Source organism: Nocardia sp. 2TAF39, assembly GCF_052114905.1.
Taxonomy (GTDB): Bacteria; Actinomycetota; Actinomycetes; order Mycobacteriales; family Mycobacteriaceae; genus Nocardia.
This window is the reverse complement of the sequence record NZ_JBFRFQ010000003.1, coordinates 71,473-93,016: the sequence shown is the minus strand read 5'-3', so window position 1 is coordinate 93,016 and position 21,544 is coordinate 71,473. Positions and strand designations below refer to the sequence as shown.

20 protein-coding genes and 1 pseudogene are annotated in these 21,544 nt (G+C 67.3%); 19 read left to right on the top strand and 2 right to left on the bottom strand.

Translation table 11 applies throughout. The features are described from left to right. The first annotated feature begins 2 nt into the window (after positions 1-2). The 19 genes from AB4Z47_RS02995 (at position 3) to AB4Z47_RS02905 (ending at position 19,890) form a co-directional block, all read left to right on the top strand. On the top strand, positions 3-1,007 hold the full coding sequence (locus tag AB4Z47_RS02995; protein ID WP_441947625.1) for an alpha/beta fold hydrolase: 1,005 nt from the start codon (positions 3-5) through the stop codon (positions 1,005-1,007). Beyond that, the gene (locus tag AB4Z47_RS02990; RefSeq protein WP_441947624.1) at positions 1,004-1,237 is read left to right on the top strand and encodes a hypothetical protein; all 234 of its coding nucleotides are present in this window, start codon (positions 1,004-1,006) and stop codon (positions 1,235-1,237) included. The genes AB4Z47_RS02995 and AB4Z47_RS02990 overlap by 4 nt, the downstream gene beginning before the upstream one ends. Before the next feature lie 22 nt (positions 1,238-1,259). After that, positions 1,260-1,898 carry a hypothetical protein gene (locus tag AB4Z47_RS02985; protein WP_441947623.1) on the top strand — a complete coding sequence of 213 codons (639 nt, stop codon included), beginning with the start codon at positions 1,260-1,262 and terminating at the stop codon, positions 1,896-1,898. A 12-nt stretch (positions 1,899-1,910) separates the two neighbouring features. After that, the gene (locus AB4Z47_RS02980; RefSeq protein ID WP_441947622.1) at positions 1,911-2,696 is read left to right on the top strand and encodes a hypothetical protein; all 786 of its coding nucleotides are present in this window, start codon (positions 1,911-1,913) and stop codon (positions 2,694-2,696) included. Between the two features lie 146 nt (positions 2,697-2,842). Then, positions 2,843-4,132, top strand: a complete 1,290-nt coding sequence (locus tag AB4Z47_RS02975) for a hypothetical protein (protein WP_441947621.1) — start codon at positions 2,843-2,845, stop codon at positions 4,130-4,132. Continuing rightward, the gene (locus AB4Z47_RS02970) at positions 4,129-5,601 is read left to right on the top strand and encodes an SCO6880 family protein (RefSeq protein ID WP_441947620.1); all 1,473 of its coding nucleotides are present in this window, start codon (positions 4,129-4,131) and stop codon (positions 5,599-5,601) included. The genes AB4Z47_RS02975 and AB4Z47_RS02970 overlap by 4 nt, the downstream gene beginning before the upstream one ends. Next, complete coding sequence (locus AB4Z47_RS02965; protein ID WP_441947619.1) at positions 5,598-7,310, top strand: hypothetical protein; 1,713 nt, start codon at positions 5,598-5,600, stop codon at positions 7,308-7,310. Before AB4Z47_RS02970 ends, AB4Z47_RS02965 begins: the two co-directional genes overlap by 4 nt. A gap of 6 nt (positions 7,311-7,316) precedes the next feature. Next, complete coding sequence (locus AB4Z47_RS02960; protein WP_441947618.1) at positions 7,317-8,459, top strand: C40 family peptidase; 1,143 nt, start codon at positions 7,317-7,319, stop codon at positions 8,457-8,459. Next, positions 8,456-9,124, top strand: coding sequence for a hypothetical protein (locus AB4Z47_RS02955; protein ID WP_441947617.1), 669 nt, complete (start codon positions 8,456-8,458; stop codon positions 9,122-9,124). Before AB4Z47_RS02960 ends, AB4Z47_RS02955 begins: the two co-directional genes overlap by 4 nt. Then, on the top strand, positions 9,121-9,660 hold the full coding sequence (locus AB4Z47_RS02950) for a hypothetical protein (RefSeq protein WP_441947616.1): 540 nt from the start codon (positions 9,121-9,123) through the stop codon (positions 9,658-9,660). Before AB4Z47_RS02955 ends, AB4Z47_RS02950 begins: the two co-directional genes overlap by 4 nt. Beyond that, positions 9,657-10,661, top strand: a complete 1,005-nt coding sequence (locus AB4Z47_RS02945; protein ID WP_441947615.1) for a hypothetical protein — start codon at positions 9,657-9,659, stop codon at positions 10,659-10,661. Before AB4Z47_RS02950 ends, AB4Z47_RS02945 begins: the two co-directional genes overlap by 4 nt. A 134-nt stretch (positions 10,662-10,795) precedes the next feature. Next, positions 10,796-11,728 carry a hypothetical protein gene (locus AB4Z47_RS02940; protein WP_441947614.1) on the top strand — a complete coding sequence of 311 codons (933 nt, stop codon included), beginning with the start codon at positions 10,796-10,798 and terminating at the stop codon, positions 11,726-11,728. Between the two features lie 13 nt (positions 11,729-11,741). Then, entirely contained in the window at positions 11,742-12,713 is a 972-nt protein-coding gene (locus tag AB4Z47_RS02935; RefSeq protein WP_441947613.1) for a hypothetical protein, read from the top strand. A 270-nt stretch (positions 12,714-12,983) separates the two neighbouring features. Then, a complete protein-coding gene (locus AB4Z47_RS02930; protein ID WP_441947612.1) occupies positions 12,984-14,231 on the top strand; it encodes a hypothetical protein in 1,248 nt (415 codons plus the stop codon). Between the two features lie 46 nt (positions 14,232-14,277). Further along, complete coding sequence (locus AB4Z47_RS02925) at positions 14,278-16,155, top strand: type IV secretory system conjugative DNA transfer family protein (protein WP_441947611.1); 1,878 nt, start codon at positions 14,278-14,280, stop codon at positions 16,153-16,155. Next, positions 16,152-17,045 (top strand): DUF4913 domain-containing protein, encoded by an 894-nt coding sequence (locus AB4Z47_RS02920; protein ID WP_441947610.1) that lies wholly within the window; start codon positions 16,152-16,154, stop codon positions 17,043-17,045. Before AB4Z47_RS02925 ends, AB4Z47_RS02920 begins: the two co-directional genes overlap by 4 nt. Then, positions 17,042-17,971, top strand: a complete 930-nt coding sequence (locus AB4Z47_RS02915) for a hypothetical protein (RefSeq protein ID WP_441947609.1) — start codon at positions 17,042-17,044, stop codon at positions 17,969-17,971. The genes AB4Z47_RS02920 and AB4Z47_RS02915 overlap by 4 nt, the downstream gene beginning before the upstream one ends. Next, a complete protein-coding gene (locus tag AB4Z47_RS02910; protein ID WP_441947608.1) occupies positions 17,968-18,906 on the top strand; it encodes a hypothetical protein in 939 nt (312 codons plus the stop codon). Before AB4Z47_RS02915 ends, AB4Z47_RS02910 begins: the two co-directional genes overlap by 4 nt. Before the next feature lie 156 nt (positions 18,907-19,062). Beyond that, positions 19,063-19,890, top strand: coding sequence for an alpha/beta fold hydrolase (locus AB4Z47_RS02905; protein ID WP_441947607.1), 828 nt, complete (start codon positions 19,063-19,065; stop codon positions 19,888-19,890). 194 nt (positions 19,891-20,084) lie between these two features. Here AB4Z47_RS02905 and AB4Z47_RS02900 read toward each other — a convergent pair. Further along, positions 20,085-20,354: pseudogene (locus AB4Z47_RS02900) on the bottom strand (IS1634 family transposase); the annotation flags it as partial. 211 nt (positions 20,355-20,565) lie between these two features. Further along, complete coding sequence (locus AB4Z47_RS02895) at positions 20,566-21,522, bottom strand: FHA domain-containing protein (RefSeq protein ID WP_441947606.1); 957 nt, start codon at positions 21,520-21,522, stop codon at positions 20,566-20,568. Positions 21,523-21,544: the final 22 nt, after the last annotated feature.

Below are 21,544 nucleotides of genomic sequence, written 5' to 3'. Positions count from 1 at the left end.
CCATGCGCCACTTCCGAATTCATCCCCACCCCTCGACAACCACACACGGCGCGCCTGACGCACCTGGCACCTGGAGCGCCGCCAGCGGAGTTCTGTACGCACCGATCGCTGCGCGCAAACACCGCACGATCAGCCACCCCGACCTGAGCCCGTTCACCGTCCCCGCCCCGGACGGGATCCGGCTCTCGGCGGCACGCCTCGGCCCGGCTTTGGCTCCGGCGAGCGTGGTCTACGTCCACGGCATGCTGACCGACTCCACGTACTGGACGCCACTGACCGGGCACCTGCACCGACGCCTCGACGGGGGTGTCACCCAGATCGTTTACGACCAGCGCGGGCACTGCACACCGGAGAATCCAGAACCCGGGGTCGCAACCACGTTGCCGGTGCTTGTCGATGACCTCGACGCGGTCATAGCGCGCGCCCACGGCGCGGTCGTCTTGGTGGCGCACTCGGTGGCATCGCTGCTTGTGGGGGCATGGGTCGAGCAGTACCCACGCCGTGCCCGCGCCTTGACGGGCATCGTGCTGTTCAACGGCTGCCCCGAATTCCCCTGTCTCCCAGCGTCCGACGTGCCTGCCGGGCGACGCTCCCGGCACCCTGGGCGCCAGCTCGTCGAGGAACTGACCACCTACCTGTACGAGCCGCCGACCCGCTATGGCTTGCCACGCCGGAGCCTGTTCGACACCGCCCGCCGCGGGACGTGGAGTGACAACCTCGACGCCACGCTGGCTGCCCTCGCCGCTTACGACAGCGCAACCCTGACCGGCGAGACGGCCAGCATCCTGCGCACCATCCCGACCTGGGTGATGACCGGCCAGCTCGACCCGGTCGTTGCGCCGAGCAGATCCCGGCACCTGGCCGAACGCATCTGGGGTGACTACGACAGCGTCCCCGCCGCCGGACACTCCCTTCCCTATGCGGAGGCCGCCAAGGCCTCCGAGCCGATCCTGGCCGCACTTGAAGTCGCCTACCGCACTCACCAGCAGAACGGCGGCTCGCTGTGATCGCCAAACCCCTTCCCGTGCAGGTGCTCTCACCGCTCACGCAGCTGCTGGGCTACCTAGCCTGGTTCGTGCTGCTGCTGTGCATCGCCCGCACGGTGTGGGTCGGTGGCCTGCTGGCGATCCGCATGTACCGCGAAGAAGGCGTCGAAGGACTCCTCGGCGCACTCGCAGGCGCGGCCCTGCTCGGCTCGGCCAGCACGATCGCCATCGCCGTCCTGCCTCCCACCTGATCCTTCCGAGGAGACCAACCACGTGAACCCCTTTCGCAAACACCGCATCGGCGTCGTGGCCGTACTCGCCTTCACTGGACCGATTGCTGCGGCTGGCCTGCTCGCCTGCAGCGGCGTGGACACCAGCGAATCCGCTCAGGCGAACTCCACCGCGACCGTCGCCGTGCCCACCGGATTGCGTTGGCAAAGCTTCGAGGGCGTCGACCTCCCGGTCGCCGACCAAGGTCCACGCCACACCGAGGGACCGGTAGCCAGCGGATTCGACCGGTCACCAGCAGGTGCCGCGCTGGCCGCGATCCACTCGACCGTGCGGATATCGATCGCCACCGACAACCAATGGCCCACGGTCGGGCAGCAAATGCTCGCCCCGGGACCGGGCCGCGACAGCTGGGCTACCGCTCGCGCCCAGATTTCGATCACCGCCGCGATCATAAGCGGCGCACCGAAAGTCTTGGGCTATGTGATTCCCCGCTACACCCTCGACGCCACCGACGTCGACATCTACACCATCCACCCCGACAACTCCGTCACCCGCAACAGCACTCACGTCCTTTGGCAAGGCGACGACTGGCGCCTGCGACTACCCGTCAACCCAACCATCGCCCCCGTCGCCGCCGTTGTCGTGCCACCGGTCGACATGGTCGCGCTCGCGCCGCGCTGAGGAGGCCAACCCGTGAGATCCCATCGTCTGCTGATTGTCCTGCTTGCCGGCATCACCGCCGTCGTGGTCGCCGTGTTTGTGCTGACCATCACCAACGACAACGGCCCCCGCGATATCCCCGTCGGTCCCGGCAGTACCACTGCGCCGACCGAGCGAACGTTCCCTGACCTGCCGCCGACCACCGATCTGTTCGGCAATCGCCTGGAAGTGCCACACGACGAATCCGGAGTTGCCCTTCCCCAAGATGCCACCACACGCCCCGACCCAACCCGCGGTGACTATCTGAGCACCGCGCCCGCGCGGATGCAGTGGCAACGCGGATGGGGCGGTGCAGCACTACCGGTATCGGGCAGCGACGGCCCGACCCGCATCCACCAGGGAATCGCGACGGGTTTCGCGCGCACACCACAGGGAGCAGCCCTTGCCGCCCTCGACGCGGTCGGGCGGGCGTTGGCCGCACCGGAGGGCATTTGGCAGCACGTCGTGCGCGATCGCTACTACGGGGGTGGCCAGGCGTTGCTCGACCGTTTCGCACGCTCACGCGAACGCACACTAGACGCCGCCCGATACGTCGTGGTGCCCGACGGAATCCGGATCCAACCGGGATACCGCGATGACCTCGCAGTCGTCCAGGTCGCCAGCCACGATGATGGCGGCTACTCGATCTCGACCTGGCCGATGGCATGGATCGACGGTGACTGGCGTGTCCGTGTACCCGACGACGTAGAAATGCTCTGGCGCCCAGGCGCATTGACCTCGACACTGGCCGACTTCGGGCCATGGCAGGGCCGGCCATGACCGGTCTCCAGCACACGACGAACCCCGTACATTCTGCCGGGCCGTTGCATGCCCAGCTCGAGCTACCTGATGTCTGCGATCTCCCGCTGGGACCCCAGCAGGCTTGCCAAACAGTCGGGCAAGCCACGTCCGACACGGCGAACTCCGTGTTCGAGGACATGGTCGCGGCGCTGGGAGAGGGCTTCGGCAAGCTGTTGCGGTTCCTGATGACGTGGTGGACCGCGCTGCCATCACCGCAGCTGGCGAACAACGAGGGCGGCCTGGGCCCAGCGCTGTCGGGGATCAGGGACTACACCAGCGGCCTTCAGGTGCTGCTACTCACGGCCGGGATCCTTTTCGCTGCAGCCCGTTTGGCGCTGGCGAAGCGAGGCGGCGTTGCCGGTGAGGCGCAAGAGAGCTTCCTGATGCTGGCGCGAGCGGTGTTCGCGTCGATGACTTTCGCCGCCGTGATCACTGGTGGAACACGTGCGGGCGATGCGTTCGCCGAGTGGGTTCTGTTCGACGCTTCCCGCGGCGACATGCACACCATCGTCGCCGAGCTGGTCGAATTCGATCTGAAAACCCGCTCGGGCCTGGGCTCCGGTGTCCTGCTGGTGCTGTTTCTCCTGGGGATCATCAGCATGCTGGTGCAGCTAGTGATGCTCGTGGTCCGCCAAGCCCTGCTGATTCTCGTTGTGGCGGTGATTCCCATCGCGGCGGCTGCCTCCGGAACAGGGCCAGGTTCCCAGGCGTACAAGCGGCTGTTGAGCTGGTCGCTGGCGTTCGTCCTGTGGAAACCCGTCGGGGCGTTGGTATATGCGATCGCCTTCACCGTGGCTGGGCGCGATCAACAGGACCCGCAGCTGGTGCTGCTGGGGCTGATCTTGCTGGTCATGTCGGTCATCGTGCTGCCCGCCCTCATTCGACTGGTCGCACCCGCAGTAGCGACGTTCGGCGCAGGCGGTGGAGCGGCGCCCGTACTGGCAGGAGGTGTGGCAGGCGTGGCGATGGCTGGTATCGGCGATCAGTCGCAAGCACGCAAGGTCAGCGAAGGCGAAAACGACCCAGGCGGCGCATCACCAGCAGGCGGTTCGCCCCCGCCGGGCGGCCCGTCCAGCGGTGGTGGTGGTGGCCGTCCGATGTCCGGCGGCGGGGACAGCGGTTCCGCGACCGCAGGGGCCGGTAACTCCGGAACCGGTGGCAGTGGCTCAGGCGGCGGTGCGCGACCCACCGGAGCAGGAGCGGCGAAGTCCTCGAGTGCGTCCGGCGTGGGAAGCGGCGCTGGGGAGGCGGCCGGTGCTGCTGGCGCCGGTATCGCCGGTGCGGTCGTAATGGGTGCGCAGATGGCCAAAGACATGGCACAACAGGGGGCTTCGGCGATCGAGAGCCCTACCCGTGATGCGACAGAGAGAGGGCTGAATCCGGATGCATTGGGGCCGGGGGAGGTTCGGCGATGACCGCACGCATGTACGGCCGATGGGAACGCCCCCGATCCGCTGGGTTCTTCGGCCTGACCTGGGGTGTGTCCATGCTGGGGCTCGGCTTGATCATCACCGTGATGGTCGGGTTCATGATCACCCGATCGCTGCCGGTCGCCGCGAGCCTGATCGTGGTCGCCGCCTTGATGTTCACACCGCTGGCGATCACACGCAACGGGCGCACCGGCTGGGAGGTCGCCCTGCTGCGGGTCCAGTTCGCCGCCGCCCGAGCGCGCGGTGAGCATGTCTACCAGTCTGGCCGGTTCTCCAAGTTTCCTGGCGTCGCGAAACTTCCTGGCCTGCTGGCAGATTCGCGGCTGTCGGAGTATGAGACGGCGGGCGGGAAACGCTTCGCCATGGTTCACATCCGCCGCAGCGACCACTACACCGTGGTCCTGCGGGTGATCCCGCGCGGAAAGGAACTCGTCGACCAAGCTCAGATCGACTCCTGGGTCGAGGGATACGGCCAGTTCCTGGCCACCCAGAGTCGTGGCGGGGAAGTCGTCGCGGTGACTTCGGTGCTCGAGAACGTCGTCGAAACCAGGCTCAGGCAAGCCCGTGAGGTCGCTCGCTTGGTCCGCCCCGACGCCCCGGCTTACGCGCAGGCGGTGATGCGGGAGGCTGCCGCCGATGTCGGCGGGGTAGGGGTGCGGATCGAGGCGCGCATCGCCATTACCTACCGTGCGATCGGCAAGGGCCGCATCCGCCGCGACGAAGCCGAGCAGGCCCGCGAGATCGGGCAACGCCTGCAAGGAATCCTCTCCCAGCTCGCCCGCGCCGGTCTCCCGGCGACGCCGCTACAGGCATGGGAAGTGCTCGGCCTGGTGCGCACCCGCTACGACCTGGCCTCCCAACGTGATGTCGAAGCCGCAGGCGCCGACATCACCGGCACCCAGTCGTGGGACTCGGTGGGCCCGATCGCGCATCAGGACCGGTGGGATCACTACATCCACGACGGCGCCCGATCGATCACCTGGGAAATGGACGCCGCACCGCGCGGCGCAGTCATGGAAACCGTCCTCGAGGAGCTACTGCGCCCGCGCGCGGATGTGCCACGCAAGCGCGTGGCGGTCGTCTACCGGCTGCATTCGGCGGCCGAGGCCACCACCCTGGTCGACTCCGACTTCCGCGACGCCGTCGCCGCCGAGCAAACCGAACGTGGCATCGCCACCGCCTCGGCGCGGATCCGGGTCGGTAACACGCAAGCCGCCCGCGAAGAACAAGCCCGCGGCGCGGGCCTGACGCGGTTCGGGGCGCTGATCACGGTCACCGATCACCTCGACGGGGACCTGCCAGGGATCGAGGCGTCGGTCAAGGGCATGGCTGCCGCGTCGCGGCTGGGGGTGCGCCGTTGCTACGGCACCCAGGCCGCTGCGTTCGCCGCCAGCCTCGGGATCGGGTTGATCCTGTCCGAGCACACCTCGATCTCCAAGCGGGTCGCCGCATGAAAAATACCCGCCGTACCAAGACTTCTCGGCTCGCGCGTACCGAAACGGTGGCGGGGGTGCGGGTGCTCACTTCGCAGGCGCACGCCGCGACTGAGGCGGCTGCCGCCAAGCCCGGTCCGCGTGGTTGGCGGGCACGGCTGGCGATATCGGCCGATGATCATCGCAGGTCCACTGCCGCGCGGCGCGCGGAGGACTCCGGACGCGATGGCTTCGACAAATCCCTAGCGCAGCTGACCGACCGCGGCTATCGCGGGCTCGGCGGCGGCCGCGCCGCCGTGGTGCCCGGCACTCCGGAGTGGCGGGCGACCACCGTGCAAGTCGCCGGATTGTGGCCGTTCACCGTCGGCGCCAGCGCACCCACGATCGGGACACCGGTTGGCGCGCACTACATCACCGGCGCACCTGTGCATTTCGACCCGATGTCGTGGTTCTTGCGCGGGTTCATCACTGCCCCGATCGCGTTCGTGCTTGCCCTCAATGGCTTCGGCAAATCCAGCCTGATCCGGCGGATGGTGACCGGCGCGGTCGCGGCCGGGGAGACGGTGCTGTGCATGGGGGATACCAAACCCGACTACCGCGACTTGGTGATCAAGCTCGGTGGTCAGGTTGTCGACGTCGGCTACGGGCACGGCACCATCAACCCCCTTGACGTCGGCGCGCTCGGCGCGGTCGTCGAGCGGCTTACCGGCTCGGATCAGCGCCGCCAGGTCACTGCCCGTGTCGAGGCCGGGCAGGTCAACATCGTGGCTGGCCTGATCGAGTTGGTGCGCGGGTCGCGAGTTGCTGACTACGAAGAAGTTCTCTTGGCTGCTGGGCTGCGCGAGCTCTACAGCCCCGCAATTGGTTTCAGCTATGAGCGCCCGCCGCTGCTGTCGGACCTGCTGGAGGTCATCTCCGGCGGCGGCGAACACCTGCGCCGGTTCGCCGAAGAAGACGACGAATCCGCCTACCGAGCCAGCACCAAAACCCTGCGCCGCTCCTTGCGCGCGCTGGTCGAGGGGCCGTTCGGGGCGATTTTCAACGGGCCGACCACCACCCGTCTCGACCTGGCAAGTCCTGCGGTGTGTGTGGATGTCTCCCGAATCCCCGAAGGCGACACCAAACTCTTGGCCGCCGTCCTGATGGTTTGCTGGAGCGAGGGTTTCGGTGCGATCGCTGCCGCCCACGCACTCGCTGACGCTGGGCTCGCGCCGCCGCGCACGTTCGAGGTCGTCATGGACGAGATCTGGCGTGTGCTCGGGGTGGGGGAGTTCATGGTCGACCGCGTCGACGCCCTGACTCGATTGAATCGTACGTTGGGTACCGGGTTGATCATGTGCAGCCACACCGTCAAAGACCTCGCTGCCTTCGATTCACCCGCCGCTCAAGCCAAAGCCCTCGGCTTCTTCGAGCGGGCCCGCGCCAAGCTGATCGGTCCGGTCGGGCCGGAGGAGATCAACCGTATCCGTGCTGCGGTCGGTGTCACCGATACCGAGAAACTCCTCGTCACCTCGTGGGCGGCGCCGCGACCACCCAGCGACGACGACCTCGATCCGTCGCGTCGCGAAACCCCGCCCGGCACTGGCTGTTTCCTGCTCAAGACCGGCGAGGCCAACGAGCCCGGTATTCCTTTTCGTCTGGTGTTCACCCCGACTGAGCGTGCTGCGGATGTGCACAACACCAACCGGCGCTTCGACAACCTGCCCGCAGCAGGGGAAGCGAGCAGGTGATGACCGATGGACATTTCCTCGCGGGTTGTGGTTGCGACCGCGCTCGGCCTTCCGGTGGCGCTGATTTTGCTGTTACTGGTGATCATCGGCGCCGACCCGGCACTGACCTGCGCCAGCCTGCTCTCAGCGCACGGTGTGACCGGGGTGGGTGGCCCGACCGAGCAATCTGTGGCGGGGTTGTCGGAGCGGCAACTGCAGCTGGCACGCAACGGGGTCGCGATCGGCAAACAACGCCGGATGCGGGAGTCGGTGATCATCGCCGAGCTGGCTGCCCAAGCCACCGAATCAACTTTCCGGAACCTGGCCAACCCGGCGGTGCCCGAATCGCTGAACTACAGCAACGACGGACTCGGCTACGACCACGACTCGGTCGGCCCGCACCAGATGCGCGCCAGCATCTGGGGATCGGTCGGCATCGCGACACTGATGGACCCGATCTATCAGATCAACTGGTTCTACGACCACGCCCAACAACTCGGCGCCGCCGCGGAACGGATGTCGCCGGCCGAGCTCGCTCAAGCGATCGAACACTCGGCACCGAACGCCTACGGGGCGCAACTGGAGTTGGCGCGGCGACTGTATGCGCTGTTCGCCGACATCGACGTCTCCTCAATGCCCCGCACGTCGGCCGGATCATCGGCGGCCGGATGCGGGCCGACCGGCTCCGGCACCCCGTTGCCCGCGGAAGCGAGTGCGTTCGGGCGCGCGGTGATCGAACACGCCGCCCGCTGGATCGGCACCCCGTATGTGTGGGGAGGCGGCGACACCAGCGGCCCAACCGGAGGCGGGTTCGACTGCTCCGGGCTAACCCTCTACGCCATCTATCACGCCTCGGGTGGGCGAATCCGGTTGCCGCACTACACCCAAGCCCAACAAGACCATCCCACCGCACAGCCGGTGTCGTTCGCCGAGCGGGCACCTGGGGATCTGATCTTCTTCGCCGCTCCTGGCGATGCGGATTCCCATCACGTCGGCATCTACTACGGCCGCGACGAACAAGGCCGCGACCTGCTGCTGCATGCCCCGCAAACCGGCCAGACCGTCACCCTCACCCCGCTTTCGGCGTGGGAGGGCGAACGCACGGACGCGCGCCGCTACACCAGCCCCTCCACCCCAACCCCCSACACCACCCCGGGAGGTCGAGCATGAAAACCACACCCACCGCCACAGCCCCGCAACCCGGTGTCACGCCGGAGATGGTCGTGCGCGTCCGCGCCGCCGAGCTGCACGGGTTCACCAGCACCCGCCAGTTCGATCAGGTCGCCACCGAGCACGGGTTCACCGACGCGTCCACCTTCGAACGATATCTGACCGCACTGCTGGTCGAAGCCGAGATCGACTACGAAGGACTGCGACAAACCGAGGTCGCACGCCGCACCGTGCACCATCGGCTGTCGGTGATGGCGGCGCGGGGGCCGCGGCTGACGCTGTGGTCAGCAGCCACCATGACGACATTCACCGTCTGCCGCGCCGACGGACGAGTCATCTGGCACGACCTGTTTTCCCGCGACACTGCGATCGATGGCGGTGCAGCAGCTGCGGAAGCCTCCGCACAGCAGGCGATCTGGCTTGCCGGGCAAGCGCGTGCGCAATGGGGAGCCGAAGCAGCCAACCTGCACCTGATCCTGGCCCGCAGCGGTGGCGTCGACGTCGAGAACCTGCATCGCGCCGCCGTCACCACCGCGCTGGTGCTGGATGTGGTGACCGATCCGGTGTGCAACCCGGCCGCCGAGCAATGCAGTCGCCGCGACGCCGTCGACTGGTACACCACCGACCTCGGCGGCCTGCTCCACCCGCACCGGGAGTCGGCATGACCAGCACAACATTCCTCACCACCATGATCGCTCTCGCCGCCGCGACCGCAGGATGCGCCGCGAACACACCCCCACCAGCGGACAGCGATGAACAACATTGCCAGGCTGCGAGTTTCGTACAGCCTTTCGGTGAGGTGGACCCGTGTTCGGCCGAAGCAGTGCTGACCGCGGCGGTAACCGCCGCGTTCAGTTATCGGCCGAGCGGGCACGCCGACCAGCGCGTGTCATTCCGGGCCGCGCGTCCGTTGATGGATCCACGATTCGCCGCACGCGCCGAGTCCGCGGCCCTGGTGTGGGCGCCGGTGAGCGCCACGCAATGGCAGCAGTGGCGCACCGACGACGTCACGATCACCGTCTCCGCCCGCGTGACCAGGGACGACCATCCCACCGATACCGCGACCACCGCGAGCCGTGTCCTGGCCATCGACTTCGAACCCAGCAACCAGCCCCAGATCAGGTGGGCCGTGTACGGCCACGCCACCCGCACCACTGCCGCCTCGGCGTGGTTGCTGTCCGGAATGGAGGTTCTCGCGTGAGTGGCGATCCGGTCGAAGAGTCTAGTCAGGCGATGCGCAACGGTTTCGTCCAAGCGCTGCAAACCTCGCACACCACCGCGGCGCTGATGCGGGGACGCGGCGGGGAAGCGCGGTCGAAGGCGGAGTCCGAGCAGCGCCTGCGCCACGCCGCAGGCAAGGAGCGGCGCTCGTTCATCGAACACCGGCTCCGCGTGATCGACGCTGTGGAATCAGCGGGCCAAGCACGGGAACTCAACACCGCCAAGGTCGACGAAGTTCGCGCCCGGATCGAGCGGAGCGGGGAGCTGCACGAGCTGGAGCAACGGCAGAAGAACCGGCAGATGGAACGTGCCGATGCCGACCTGGACCGCCGAGACAATGCCGGGAAGCTCGAGCGGAAACACAAGATCCGAGTCCACAAGTTACAGGTCGACGGTTACACCAACCGGGAAGCACGCGCGGTCGCGTTGCATGAACTCGACGTCGAACTCAAGGAACTGCTGATCGATATCCGCCGCCGCGCAGCGGGTTTCACTGACACCCTGACCACGCACGGCGAATCCGGCGAAGCGATGGCCTCAGCAGCCGCGTTCGCCGCTGCCAAGGGGGCGCAGGGGTTGTCCGAGCAGCACGACCGTGACGCCGACGCCTACGCCGAGCGGTTCGCCGAGGATACCGGCACCGACTACACCGAGGTCATTGACGCCACCATCATCGAAGACTTCGGCGACTTGGATGACCTCGACGCGGGGGTGGGAGAGCAGGCCAGGTCGTCGGTGGCGATCGAGGACATCGTTGGTCTCACTGAGGAGCTCAGTTTCGCCACCCATCTCACTCACGAGTTCGCTGATTTGTCCGAGGAGGCGGCCGCCCATTCCGACGAGGGGTCAGCGATCGAGGAATCTGTCGACGCCGCCGGACTCAGCGGCGACGGTCTCACGGAGGCGATGGATTTCGCCGTGGATCCCGACCCGCCGTCGGTGCCCATGTCACCAGTACCTGATCCGGGGATCGAGCCATGACCAGCGAACGAAGCTCAACCAGGGTTTGGCCGCGTGATGGCCGGAGCCGGTGACCGCTCCGCCGCAGGGGGCCAGGCGGCATCTGGGATCCGAAAACGAAAGAACACCAACCCTTCACGAGAGAGGCGCAAGCCATGAGTCAACCTTCATCGGAGTTGGAGGGACTGCCCAGTTGGAAGCTGCGGCTGCTCGAACGCATCCAAGATACCTCCACCGACCACGCGCGGGTTCTGTTGCAGGGCTACCCCACCTATGAGCCGCATGACGGCAGCGGGGAAATTCCGATGCAGACTTGGCGCACCCACCTGCGCGCCTTGGACGCTGACCGCACCGAAATCGAGATCCACGCCGCCGCAGTCGGCGTCCCGGCTGCGGCGATCGCACACGCACGGGCTGCCGGGCAGCGCGGGTTGCGGTGGGCCGACAGCGTGCACTCCCCACGCATCATGCGCCACGGCCAGGACCCGGTGCGCGCGCACATGATCGAAGGCATCTCCAATGATGTGTGGCAGCTCGAGCACATGGCCGCGATCAGCGTCGAACACCAGCTCCGCGGCCTACACGACGGTTTCGCGCCCGACCCGGCCGCAGCCGGGCAGTTCGACCGGAACATGGCCGCGCTGTGGACCCGGGCGAATGAGACCGCTCACATCATCGGCCTCACCGGCGCCGAGTGCACCGAGTTGTGGGATCGCGACCGGGCGGGCTGGCTGAAGCTGGTTTCGGTGACAGTGCGCGGTTACGACGACGCCGCCCTGCGGGAACGGTGGCGCGCCTACGCCTGGCGCGGCATTGAACACGAAGCCCGCCGCAGCATCGGCACCCTCGCCGCCGGCCGGGTGACGCTGCACGAACCGGGTGTGGCGCCACCGACCCCGCACCTGCTCATCGACCGTGCCACCGAAGCCCTCACCACAACCACACCTAGCGAGGTGGCCGCCAGCATGGGCCAGGCGGTCGATGCCGCCCTGCCCCCGGATCTGGCCGCGACATGGGAGAACGAACCGGCCACCGAACCCGATATCCGTCCGCCCGAACTCGGCTCGTCGGTCGAGCACGACCTATAAGGGGAGGACGACGATGACGACTCCCGATTCCGAATTCTCGCCGCCGCAGACGGTGGTCCAATGGCAAGCCCAGCTGCTGTTACGCATCCGGCTGCTGGCCGCCGAACACACCCGAATCCTCGACGCCGGGTGGGAGAACTTCGAAGCACTCACCACAGACGGCGATCCCCAGACGGCGTGGCGAACGCATTTGGATGGGCTGGAGGCTCAGCGGGAGCAGGCCGAACAGACCGCGCTGACCGCCGGGGTCGAGGCGGCCTGGATCGAGGATGCCCGTGAACTCGGCAGCCGCAGCACCCGCCCACGCGTCGATGCTGGGTTGCGGCAGAACCCGTCTCGCGACAACGCCGCACAAGACTTCTACGTCGACATGCTCGCCCTGGACTTGTGGCATCTGGAACGGATGGCCGGTCTGTCGGCTGCCCGCGCGGACCGTATCGCCACCGGGCGGTGGAGCTTCGGCACCAATCCCATTGCCGCAGCGCAGTTCGCGCAGAACATGCAGCTGCGCTACGAGCGCGTCACCGCTCTGGCGCACGCTGCGCAGATCACCACCGCCGAAGCCGACCTGCTCTGGGGGCCGGATGCTGAAGGTAGCCGGCGACAGCATGCGGTCCATCTCGAAACCTACGACGAACTGACGCTGGTCAACGAATGGAACTCCCACGCGACCGCCCGCGGCGAGCTTGCAGTCCCGCCCTACATTCCTACCGACCCCGATACCGGCACCCCCATCGCTGGCGCCGAGGTCACTCCACCGACACCGCAACACATGATCGAGGCCGCCACCGCCGCCCTGCGCGCGGAATTCGTCGATGCCGCCCTCGGCCGCGACGGCGACCTCGACCTCGGCCCCACCGTCATCACCGGAGCCATCGACGCTGCTTTACCCGCAGGCGAGCACACCTGGGACAGCGAGCCCGACGACGCCGACCCGGCCACCAATCCGCACCGCCCGCCCGATCTGGGCACCGACCCCTACTAGCCGAACTGATCGGGAACACGCGACCGATTACTGATCCGACCACACACACTCGCAGCACACGCCTACGTCGACGCACTGGTCACGGGTACTGACCGGGACGCCGAAACCGCACTGCCAGGGGACACCCGAACACGCCGCAGCGCCCGTCACCGTGACGGTTCACGGCACCTTCCCTCACCGGAGGTCGATGATGTCCAACACCACATCCGATTCCGTTGCCCCGCAACGCCGCCAACTCTCCCGTCGCAACAGCGATCGGTGGGTTGAGCGATGAGCTGGCCCGACCCGCGACACGGAGCCACCGATTCGGCGTACTACCACGACGCGGCCGACAGTAGCGAAGCCGAACTACGGGCCGATTTCACGCACTACTACCAGCTGCGGCTGTTCGTACCGTTCGCCGAAACACCCGTACAGGAACAGGAATTCACCGCCCACGCCGATGCGCTGGCTGCTCGATGGGGCCGCCACGTGTCCATCGAGAACCGCAGACTGTGGGAGCAACTACAGGCGGCGGTCTCCGGGTGGGAGCTTCGTCCGGAATCCACCCGCGCCGCCTACGACCGCGTCGCCCAAGCCAAAGCCGACGGAGACCTCCCCGTCGATGCCGTGGTGTGGCGCAACCTGCGCCAAGCAGCCGAAGTCACCGGCCACATCGAAACCACCATCACCGGCTCCGACCAAGACGCCGCTCGATGGCGCCCCCCGGACCGCTCCGCAGGACAAGACGCCGAGCGCGCCAGCCTGCTCGACCGCGCGCTCGGCGGTCGCGGCCCGGAGGCGGCGAGTGTGGCCGAGGTCGATGCACTCATCGCCGAAACCGACCGGCTGCTGGCGGTCGAGCACGAACTCGGCGACCTCGACACCGGCGCAGACGAACATGCCGATCTGTTGCCCGAGCGTGTGCGCTCGGCGCCGGTGGCCTACGCCTACAGCGCCGAAGCCGACCACGAAGCCCGCCAGATCGCGGCGCTGCGGCAGCTCCAAGATGTGACCGCGGAGCACGCGTGGCTGGCCGGACAGTGGGACGGCTCGCCCGAGCAGGATCTCGCCCAGCTCGCGCGCCTGGAATCGCTGCTCGACGCGGCCCGCACCGCCCGCTTCGAAGCTGCGCGCGCGGGTGTGGTTGTGGCCGACATCGAGGCTGTGTACCGCACCGGACGTAATGGCACCTACTGGCACGAACAGCCTGGCGATCCTCGGCTGGGCCGCATTGCGCGGTTGGTCGAGGAGCGTGACCGCGCCGCAGCGGAAGCCGACACCTTGCGTGAGGTTGTCGAGGATCTGCGCGGCACCGTGCCCACGCCTACCTCGCAGCCAGTGCTGAGCCCACCGTCGGCCTCTCGCGACCCGGCCAAACCGCAACCGAGTCCGGACCGGGGCGGCGCCGATATCGGTGAGGCCATCGACACGGCCCTGCCCGAGGCGGAGTCGGTCGCGTGGAGCCCCGCCGACAGCATCGAGGACCACCCCGCGACACCGGGCGACCTCGGCGTCGATGCCGACGTGTCGCTGTGAAAACCCCTCCCGCCCAACCCTTCACACCCATCTGGAGGACCTGATCATGTTCTCGACACGACAGACCCGCCGCCGCACCAAACGCGGGTTCGGCGAGGAAACCCTGCTGCTGTTGGCGTTTCTGGCGTTGGTGGCCTTCGCGGTGGCGTTGTGGGCGGCGTTGATCCTGGGTAGCTGGTGGGCCGGCCTGCCGATCACCCGCCACCCGGTGACCGCGCTGCTCGAGGTGGTCGCCAGCCAGCACGCCTGGCCGTGGCAGTCCAGCGTGCTGGCCGTCGCCTTCACAGCTGGTGGAGCAGCGCTGGTGGTCGTGTGCTGGCGGGCTTTTGCCGCGGGCAGTGAGATCGACGCGGCGGCGCGCACGATGCAACGCCCCGCCCATATCCGTTTGGGCCGTGCCCGGGACAACGCGGTCGCCAACCAGCGGCTGCTCCGCGATGCCGACCCTGAGATTCAAGCCTGCAAAGGCCCGCCGCTAGGGGAGACGGTGGTCGGTGGGGTGGAGTTGTTCGTGCCCGCTGAGCTGGGGGTGACGATCGCGGCGGGTACCCGTACCGGCAAGACGATGGCGTGGGCGATCCCGGCGGTGTTATCGGCGTGGGGGCCGTGTCTGGCCACCTCGAACAAGCCGGATTTGTTCCGGCACACCGTGTACGGGCGTGAACAGCGCGGCCGGATCTGGCTGTGTGATCTGCAAGCGGTCACCGGGACGGTCGAGTGCGGGTTCTGGGTCGACCTGCTCACCCAGGTCACCAGTCTGCCCGCGGCCCGCAAACTGGCCGGGTTCTTCGTCTCCGCCGCCTCCGGGTCAGCCTCCCAAGCCGCCAACGCCAAGGTCGATTCCTATTTCGACGGCGGCGCACAAGAACTATTGAGCTTGTACATGTATGCCGCCGCCTGTGCGGGCGGGGATCTGCTACACGTGGCCGAATGGCTCGGCCGCGACCAGGACCAAACCCCTGCGCTGATCCTGCGCCACTACGGGCACCACCGTCCCGCTGAGCGAATCCTCGAATCCCAAGCGCTGTATAGCCGCCAACGTGACGGTCTATACGACATGGCACGTCGGTTCCTGAACGTGCTCTCCGATGAGGGCTACGCGCGCATGGTCACCCCACCACGGCGCCACCTGCTGGCGGTGCGGGAGGAAACGGAGAAGAAGAGCGGCAAAACCCGCGTCGTCATCGACAAGACCGAACAGGACCCGACCCACGTTCTGCCGGAGTTCACACCGGCAGAGTTCGTGACTTCGACGGACACGTTGTATGCGCTGTCGATGGCCGGGCCCGACGGCGCCACTCCGTTGACCTCGGCGCTGGTTGGGCAGATCCTCGAGGCCGCTCTCGATGCGGCGCGGTCGCGTCCGGATGGGCGGCTGGCGGTGCCGCTATTGGGGGTGCTCGACGAGGCCGCCAACTGCGCCCGTATCGCCGAACTGCCCTCGTACTACACCTATGCCGGTGGCTGCGGAATCATTCTCATGACGATCTTGCAGGTCCTCGAACAGGGCGAAGACCTGTGGGGCGCAAACGGTTTGAAGACGATGCGCGCCCAATCGATCGAGGTCTACGGCGGCGGTATCGCCGCGGTCGACTACCTCGAACACTGGTCGGCGATGACCGGCCCCCATGATGTGGCCGACCGCTCCCGCAGCCACGGCGCCGGTGGAGTCAACCGCACCCTGACTTGGCGCGCGGAACCCATCCTCGATGTCGCCCTGCTGGCCGCGCTCCCTAAAGACCGTGCCGTGGTTCGGCTTCCGAACCACGGGCCGGTGGTCGTCCGCAAGATCTGGTGGTCCGATACGGAATACGCGCCTTTGATCCGGACATCGCTGGCCCGCTTCGAGAAAGCCGCCTACCAGATCACCCTGCCTACCGAGGCCGTCGACGACGATGCGGCGCCCAGCGGTGACCTGTCATGAGCGCACCGACCGCGACGGCGGGTAAGAAGCCGCCGATGCCACCGGCATACCGGCATTTCACCGACTTTACCGAAAAGTGGCTGCTGCCGGCGATCAATGTCCGCCTGGCCGAAGCCAACCGGGAGAACACCTACACCTGGTGTCGCCAGTGGTGGGCCCACCGGGGCGTCGCTGTCCGAATCGCGCACCTGCACACGGCGTTCGAGGCTCAACGCCGCGCCCGCACCGCCACCAGTTTGAGTTCGTTTCTGCTCTCGCACGTCGACGCGCATTTCAAGGTCATCCTCGATGCCGCCAACGGGCCGCTGCACCGCTGCACCCGCACCACCCACCTCAGCACACCATCACTGCCATTCGACCCGGTCCCGCCCGGATGGTTCCAGCCGGCGAATCGCCCATCCGGTGCTGTCGCGGGTGGTGAGCAGGGGGAGAAGAAGCCGCCGCCGCGGTTCGCGCACTACAGCGAGTTCGTGCAGGACTGGTTGCTGCCGGTCACCGCCGTGCGGATCGCGGGCAACAACCGTGAAGGCCAATACACATGGTGTCGGCAATGGTGGCGCCACCACGCGGTCGCGGTCCGTTTCGCCAGCTTGCACGCGGTGTTCGAAGCAGCCCTCCACGCCGAGGACAAGGCGGCGATGAGCGGGCTGTTCGTCCGCCACATCGACCCCCATTTCCGCTACATCCTCGACGCCGCCAACGGGCCCATGCACCGCTGCACCCCTGAGGGACACCTCGACATCCCCGGGCTGCCCGCGGGACCGATCCCCACCGCATGGTTCGGCGCCCCCGGCGCGAAAACCCCGACCGAACACGTGGGGTTCGGACCCGACTTCCGAGCCTTCGGTCACGGCTCGCCAGCCCGACAGGGGTCAGGAGGGCCGCGATGAGGACGCCGACGCGTGTGCAGGTGAAAGTGCTGAAGTCCCTGCAGAACTGGTCGGTGACCGTCACCAGCATGCTGGCCGAAGCAACCCGACACCAGCAGCAGACCGGGCAACGACCGCCGCAGTCCTGGTATGAGAACTTCCACGACCACGCGATCCTGCGTGAGGAAATGACCAACGCCGCATACGACGCCGGGGTGCCACGCGCGTGGACCAACCACGTCCGCGAGCGCGGCCAACGCGGAGTGCGCTGGCGCGCCGACCTTTACCTGCGCGCCCCTGATGCGGTCGACTGGGACTGGGTCCTGAGCAGCCTTGACGCGGATGTGGCGCGGCTGCGCGAGTGGACCGCCCTCGATGCGGTCTACGGTCCGATCGGTGCCCGGGACGAGGTCTCGGCCGCGGTCGGGTTCGACCGCAACCTGCGCGTATTACGGGCCAGGACTGCGGGGGTGGCGAACCTGCTGGGCCTGGGCGCCGAGCAAGGCCACCAGTTGTGGGGCAGCGAACCCGACTGGGTCGCTGCCGGGGTGGCGATGCTCGATGGCGTTGCGGTCGAGGGGCTCGCGCAACGCTGGCGCCAGGCAGTATCCACCGATACCCGCGCCTACGCACTGCAAGCAAGGGCGCTCGCGGAGGCCGGGATCGCGATCGACACCGCGGTGGCGCTGCCCTCCCACGAACAGCTAGGGCCCCCGATCGGTGCCGCGCTCACACCCCCGCAACCGTTGTTCCAGTCAGCCGCCACACCCGGTGCGGACATCGAAACCGCGATCGGCGCCGCGAACCTGACCTACAGCACCGACACCGAAACGGTTATCGGGGCACCAACATTCAGTGACGCACCCGGCACCGACCCCTGGACCAGCGACTCGTCACCGAGTGACATTGCCGCCGCGCTACCGGTCTGGCAGCAGGCCGAGCTATGACCGGCCCCAACTCGCCGCAGCGGATTCGTGATATCCCACCCGAGCAGGCCGAGCTCCTGCGCCAGATCCACCAACTGGCCGCCCTCGGCACCCGGCTGCGTCAGGCCATGCAAGCGACCACCCCGCGCTCCGCGGACAGCACACGGCTGCTCGACCAGATCAGCGAGGTCGACCGCGATCGGGACTTGACCGAAATCCATGCCCGCGCAGACGGGCTGCCCGCGAGCTGGGTCGACCAGGCGCGAGTGGCCGGGCAATCCGGCCGTGCATGGACCGATCAGCTACTGCTCCCGCCACCTCGCCCGCAGGCGGGCCGCCGAAACGCCAAACGGGTCCTCGACGACACTCGCCAACTGGCCGACATGGCCGCCATCACCGTCGCCCGCGAACACCGTCTCGCCACCGACGGTGTCACCGCAGAGCCGGAACCTGCTGCCGCCGGGCAGCTGCGACGAAACATGGAAGCAATTTGGACGCGCGCCGCGGCCACCGCCACCTCGATCGGCATGGGTCGGAAACAACGCGCCCGCATATTCAGTACTGCCAGTGGTGATGTCGATCGGCGCGTCGAGACCTACTTGCACTACAGGCTGGACGACCTCAACGCGCAGTGGCGCAGCTACACCACTCCCACCATCGCCGCCAGCGTGAGGCGCTCGCTGGGCAGCCTGCGCCGCACCGACCGCAGCGCCGACATCGCCACCGCGGACTCCGACGCAGAACAGCCCCCGACACCGAAGGCCCTCATCAAGCGAGCCCGCGACGTCATGGACACGGCCGCCGCCAACGGCTCAGAGACGGGGACTGGGATCGATGCAGCAATTACCGCCGCGATACCCGACGTGACGGCCCACGGCTGGGACACGCCAGCGGACATCCACGGCGGTGAGTCTGCCGCCGTCGAGGCGTATCCGGATGCCGGACCCGATCCGTAGCCGACCGGGAACCGAGCCGCGTTGCCCACCACCGACGTTCAGTGCGCGGAGTCCATGCATCCACCCGAAAGCCCCGTCACCGTCGTCGCCGCGTCTGTTTTCCCGAATCCCCACCCTGACCGTTAGGTGAGGGATACCCCTTATGGAGGAATTGCTATGTCAACAGCACTGATCCACGGAACAGCCCAGGTCAACGGAACGACGTTGGCCTACACCCAGGCGGGACCGCGCGAGGGTCGCCGCCGGCCGGTGGTGTTCTCGCATCCGTTGTTTTTCAACCGGACCCAGTGGTACGAGCTCATGGCGCGATACGCGCAGCTCGGCCACCCGGTGTATGCCTACGATCATCGCGGCCAAGGCGAGAGTGCGCGGGCCGCGCGGGAAGATCTGTCGGTTTCCACCCTCACCGAGGACGCCGCGGCGTTCATCGAGCATTTCGGGCTGCAAGGATGCCATGTCGTCGGTGCCAGCCTCGGAGGTTTCGTCGGTCTGTGGTTGGCGGCGCTGTGGCCCGATCTCGTCAGCACGATCACAGCCATCGGGTCCTCAGCCGAGGAGGAGTACACCGAGTACGACACTCTGGTCGCTCACCTGACCGCGCACGGCGCGGCCGGGGTGGTCGACCCGATCCTGAACATCATGTTCAGCACCTGGACCCTGGAGAACAACCCGGCGGTGACCAGCCATTGGCGGGCCGTCATCAGCCGCCTCGGTGAGAGCATCGGCGACGCCGCCCACGGCGTCGTCACCCGCCCGCGCATCGTCGAGAAGTTGCAGGGCTGCCCGGTGCCAGTGCTCGCTATCGGAGGCGACGACGACCACGCCTACCCAGACGAGATATCCGGAAAGAACATCGCCGACGCCGTCGGCCACAACGGCCGCCACGTCACGATCGAGCACGCAGGACATTCTGCAGCCCTCGAACAGCCCGAGGCAGTCGCGCGGCATCTCGACGAGCAGTTCGCCCTCACCGATGGAGTCTGAGCGGACAGATGAACCCGTCGCTCCACCGAACGGGCTCACCCGCTACTGATAGGTCAGGGTTCGTAGCGACCAGCCCCATGCAGGATTCTGCGTAGGTGAACCGCTCCTACGGGGCTGATGAACGTTGCTTTGGCATCATCAGCGGCACGCCGGGCGCGTTCGTTGTTAGGGGGAGCTCGCGGTTTCGGCCGCTAGGCCCGGCACAACGCCTCCCACAGATGCCCCGCCTGGGACCCGACGATTTCCAATGTTCCGCTCGGCATCTCAGCCGCACCGAGCCCGAGGTCCAACTCGCCCTGCCCGACCGCCAGGCGCTGACGCGCCGCGGCCTGCAGCGCTTCCAGCTCCGCCTCGTCGTGCGCCGACCCCACATGCTCGATATCCCGGGCGCCCCGCCGCGACGACCACACGATCTGCACCGCGATCGCCCCCGAGGCGGTCTTCACGGTGCGCACGTAGGCCATCACCGCACCCTACGACGCCCCGATTAGTGCGCAAATCTCGACCAGTCAACCAGCAAAACCACAGATCAATGGCCCGCCGCCGAGAGCCGAGCCGAAACGTGTCCGAGGTCAGGTGACAGGGTGGCTGTGGGTACGGGACCTGAGATGGTCATTGACCTGCATATTCATTGGTTTTTCGGCGAATACTACCGGCACTCCAACACCCCCGGCGCTAACAGAACGACGGGGTCTGCTCTATTTGCTCGGTGACTTCCTGACACCACTGGTTTTTCGCGATGGAGTCGCAGGCGATGAATCCGGCGATCATTAGCATGGCGATAGTCAAGAACACGACAATCGACAGGACCATCACCTTCGTGAGCGACCTGGTCTTAACTGAGGCCCGGGTCGTTAGGTTGTCGACTCGCTCACTGTGCAGTGTGCCGTCCTTCCATCTTCCGCCGACCCTTACCTCGTCACCTTCACTAAGCGAGCCATCGAACTCCAGCCCTCGCATCTGCACTGGTATGGGAGGCAGGCGGTTACCGGCGGTGTCGTAACGCTCGACGCGGAAGGTCCAGATGGTGCGCGCGACGTTCTCGCCATAGGACTCGGTGCGCTGCTGGATACCGCGGGCCTCGCCCAGGACCGTCGATATCGATCGCCGTTCGGGTGGATCGGATAGTGGCTGGTGGACCCCGGACGGTTCAGGCAGTCCGGTCGAGGACATTCCGAGTTGCGCGTTGTCAGTGTCGGTCGGTATCGGCTCTCGCGGCGTCGCCGGTCCTGGGTCGAAGGTCGCTTCGCCACCGGATCTGGGCACTTGAGTGGCTGGGCCAGCTGTCCATTCTTCGGTGGAGTCAAGGTAGCCAGATGCGGGTCCGGGCAAACCGTCCGCTGTGTCGCTCAGAAAAGCAATCTGACTTTTACCGACAGCAATTCTGTCGCCCGCACGGAGCAGCCGAGCCGAGGTCAACCTGTGGCCGTTTACGTAGGTGCCGTTGGAGGAACCGCTGTCTTCGATCGACCACCCAGCGGGTAGCCGTTCGAGGACCGCGTGCTGGTTCGAAACCGCGCGGTCCTGGGAAAACTGGAGGCTGTTACTACTCTCACGGCCGATGGTGAACGTCTCGCCGGTTAGCGCGACCCGCTCCGCGGCCCCGTCCCGCTCAACTTCGAGATAAGCCATCGCCATCACCCGCGCTCGTCCG

Bases quoted from the DNA above. Each gene is read 5' to 3' on its own strand.
- AB4Z47_RS02920 (WP_441947610.1), top strand. From the start codon at position 16,152: ATGAGCGCACCGACCGCGACGGCGGGTAAGAAGCCGCCGATGCCACCG.
- AB4Z47_RS02905 (WP_441947607.1), top strand. From the start codon at position 19,063: ATGTCAACAGCACTGATCCACGGAACAGCCCAGGTCAACGGAACGACG.
- AB4Z47_RS02925 (WP_441947611.1), top strand. From the start codon at position 14,278: ATGTTCTCGACACGACAGACCCGCCGCCGCACCAAACGCGGGTTCGGC.
- AB4Z47_RS02910 (WP_441947608.1), top strand. From the start codon at position 17,968: ATGACCGGCCCCAACTCGCCGCAGCGGATTCGTGATATCCCACCCGAG.
- AB4Z47_RS02895 (WP_441947606.1), bottom strand. From the start codon at position 21,522: ATGGCTTATCTCGAAGTTGAGCGGGACGGGGCCGCGGAGCGGGTCGCG.
- AB4Z47_RS02915 (WP_441947609.1), top strand. From the start codon at position 17,042: ATGAGGACGCCGACGCGTGTGCAGGTGAAAGTGCTGAAGTCCCTGCAG.
- AB4Z47_RS02950 (WP_441947616.1), top strand. From the start codon at position 9,121: ATGACCAGCACAACATTCCTCACCACCATGATCGCTCTCGCCGCCGCG.
- AB4Z47_RS02935 (WP_441947613.1), top strand. From the start codon at position 11,742: ATGACGACTCCCGATTCCGAATTCTCGCCGCCGCAGACGGTGGTCCAA.
- AB4Z47_RS02965 (WP_441947619.1), top strand. From the start codon at position 5,598: ATGAAAAATACCCGCCGTACCAAGACTTCTCGGCTCGCGCGTACCGAA.
- AB4Z47_RS02930 (WP_441947612.1), top strand. From the start codon at position 12,984: ATGAGCTGGCCCGACCCGCGACACGGAGCCACCGATTCGGCGTACTAC.
- AB4Z47_RS02970 (WP_441947620.1), top strand. From the start codon at position 4,129: ATGACCGCACGCATGTACGGCCGATGGGAACGCCCCCGATCCGCTGGG.
- AB4Z47_RS02995 (WP_441947625.1), top strand. From the start codon at position 3: ATGCGCCACTTCCGAATTCATCCCCACCCCTCGACAACCACACACGGC.
- AB4Z47_RS02940 (WP_441947614.1), top strand. From the start codon at position 10,796: ATGAGTCAACCTTCATCGGAGTTGGAGGGACTGCCCAGTTGGAAGCTG.
- AB4Z47_RS02955 (WP_441947617.1), top strand. From the start codon at position 8,456: ATGAAAACCACACCCACCGCCACAGCCCCGCAACCCGGTGTCACGCCG.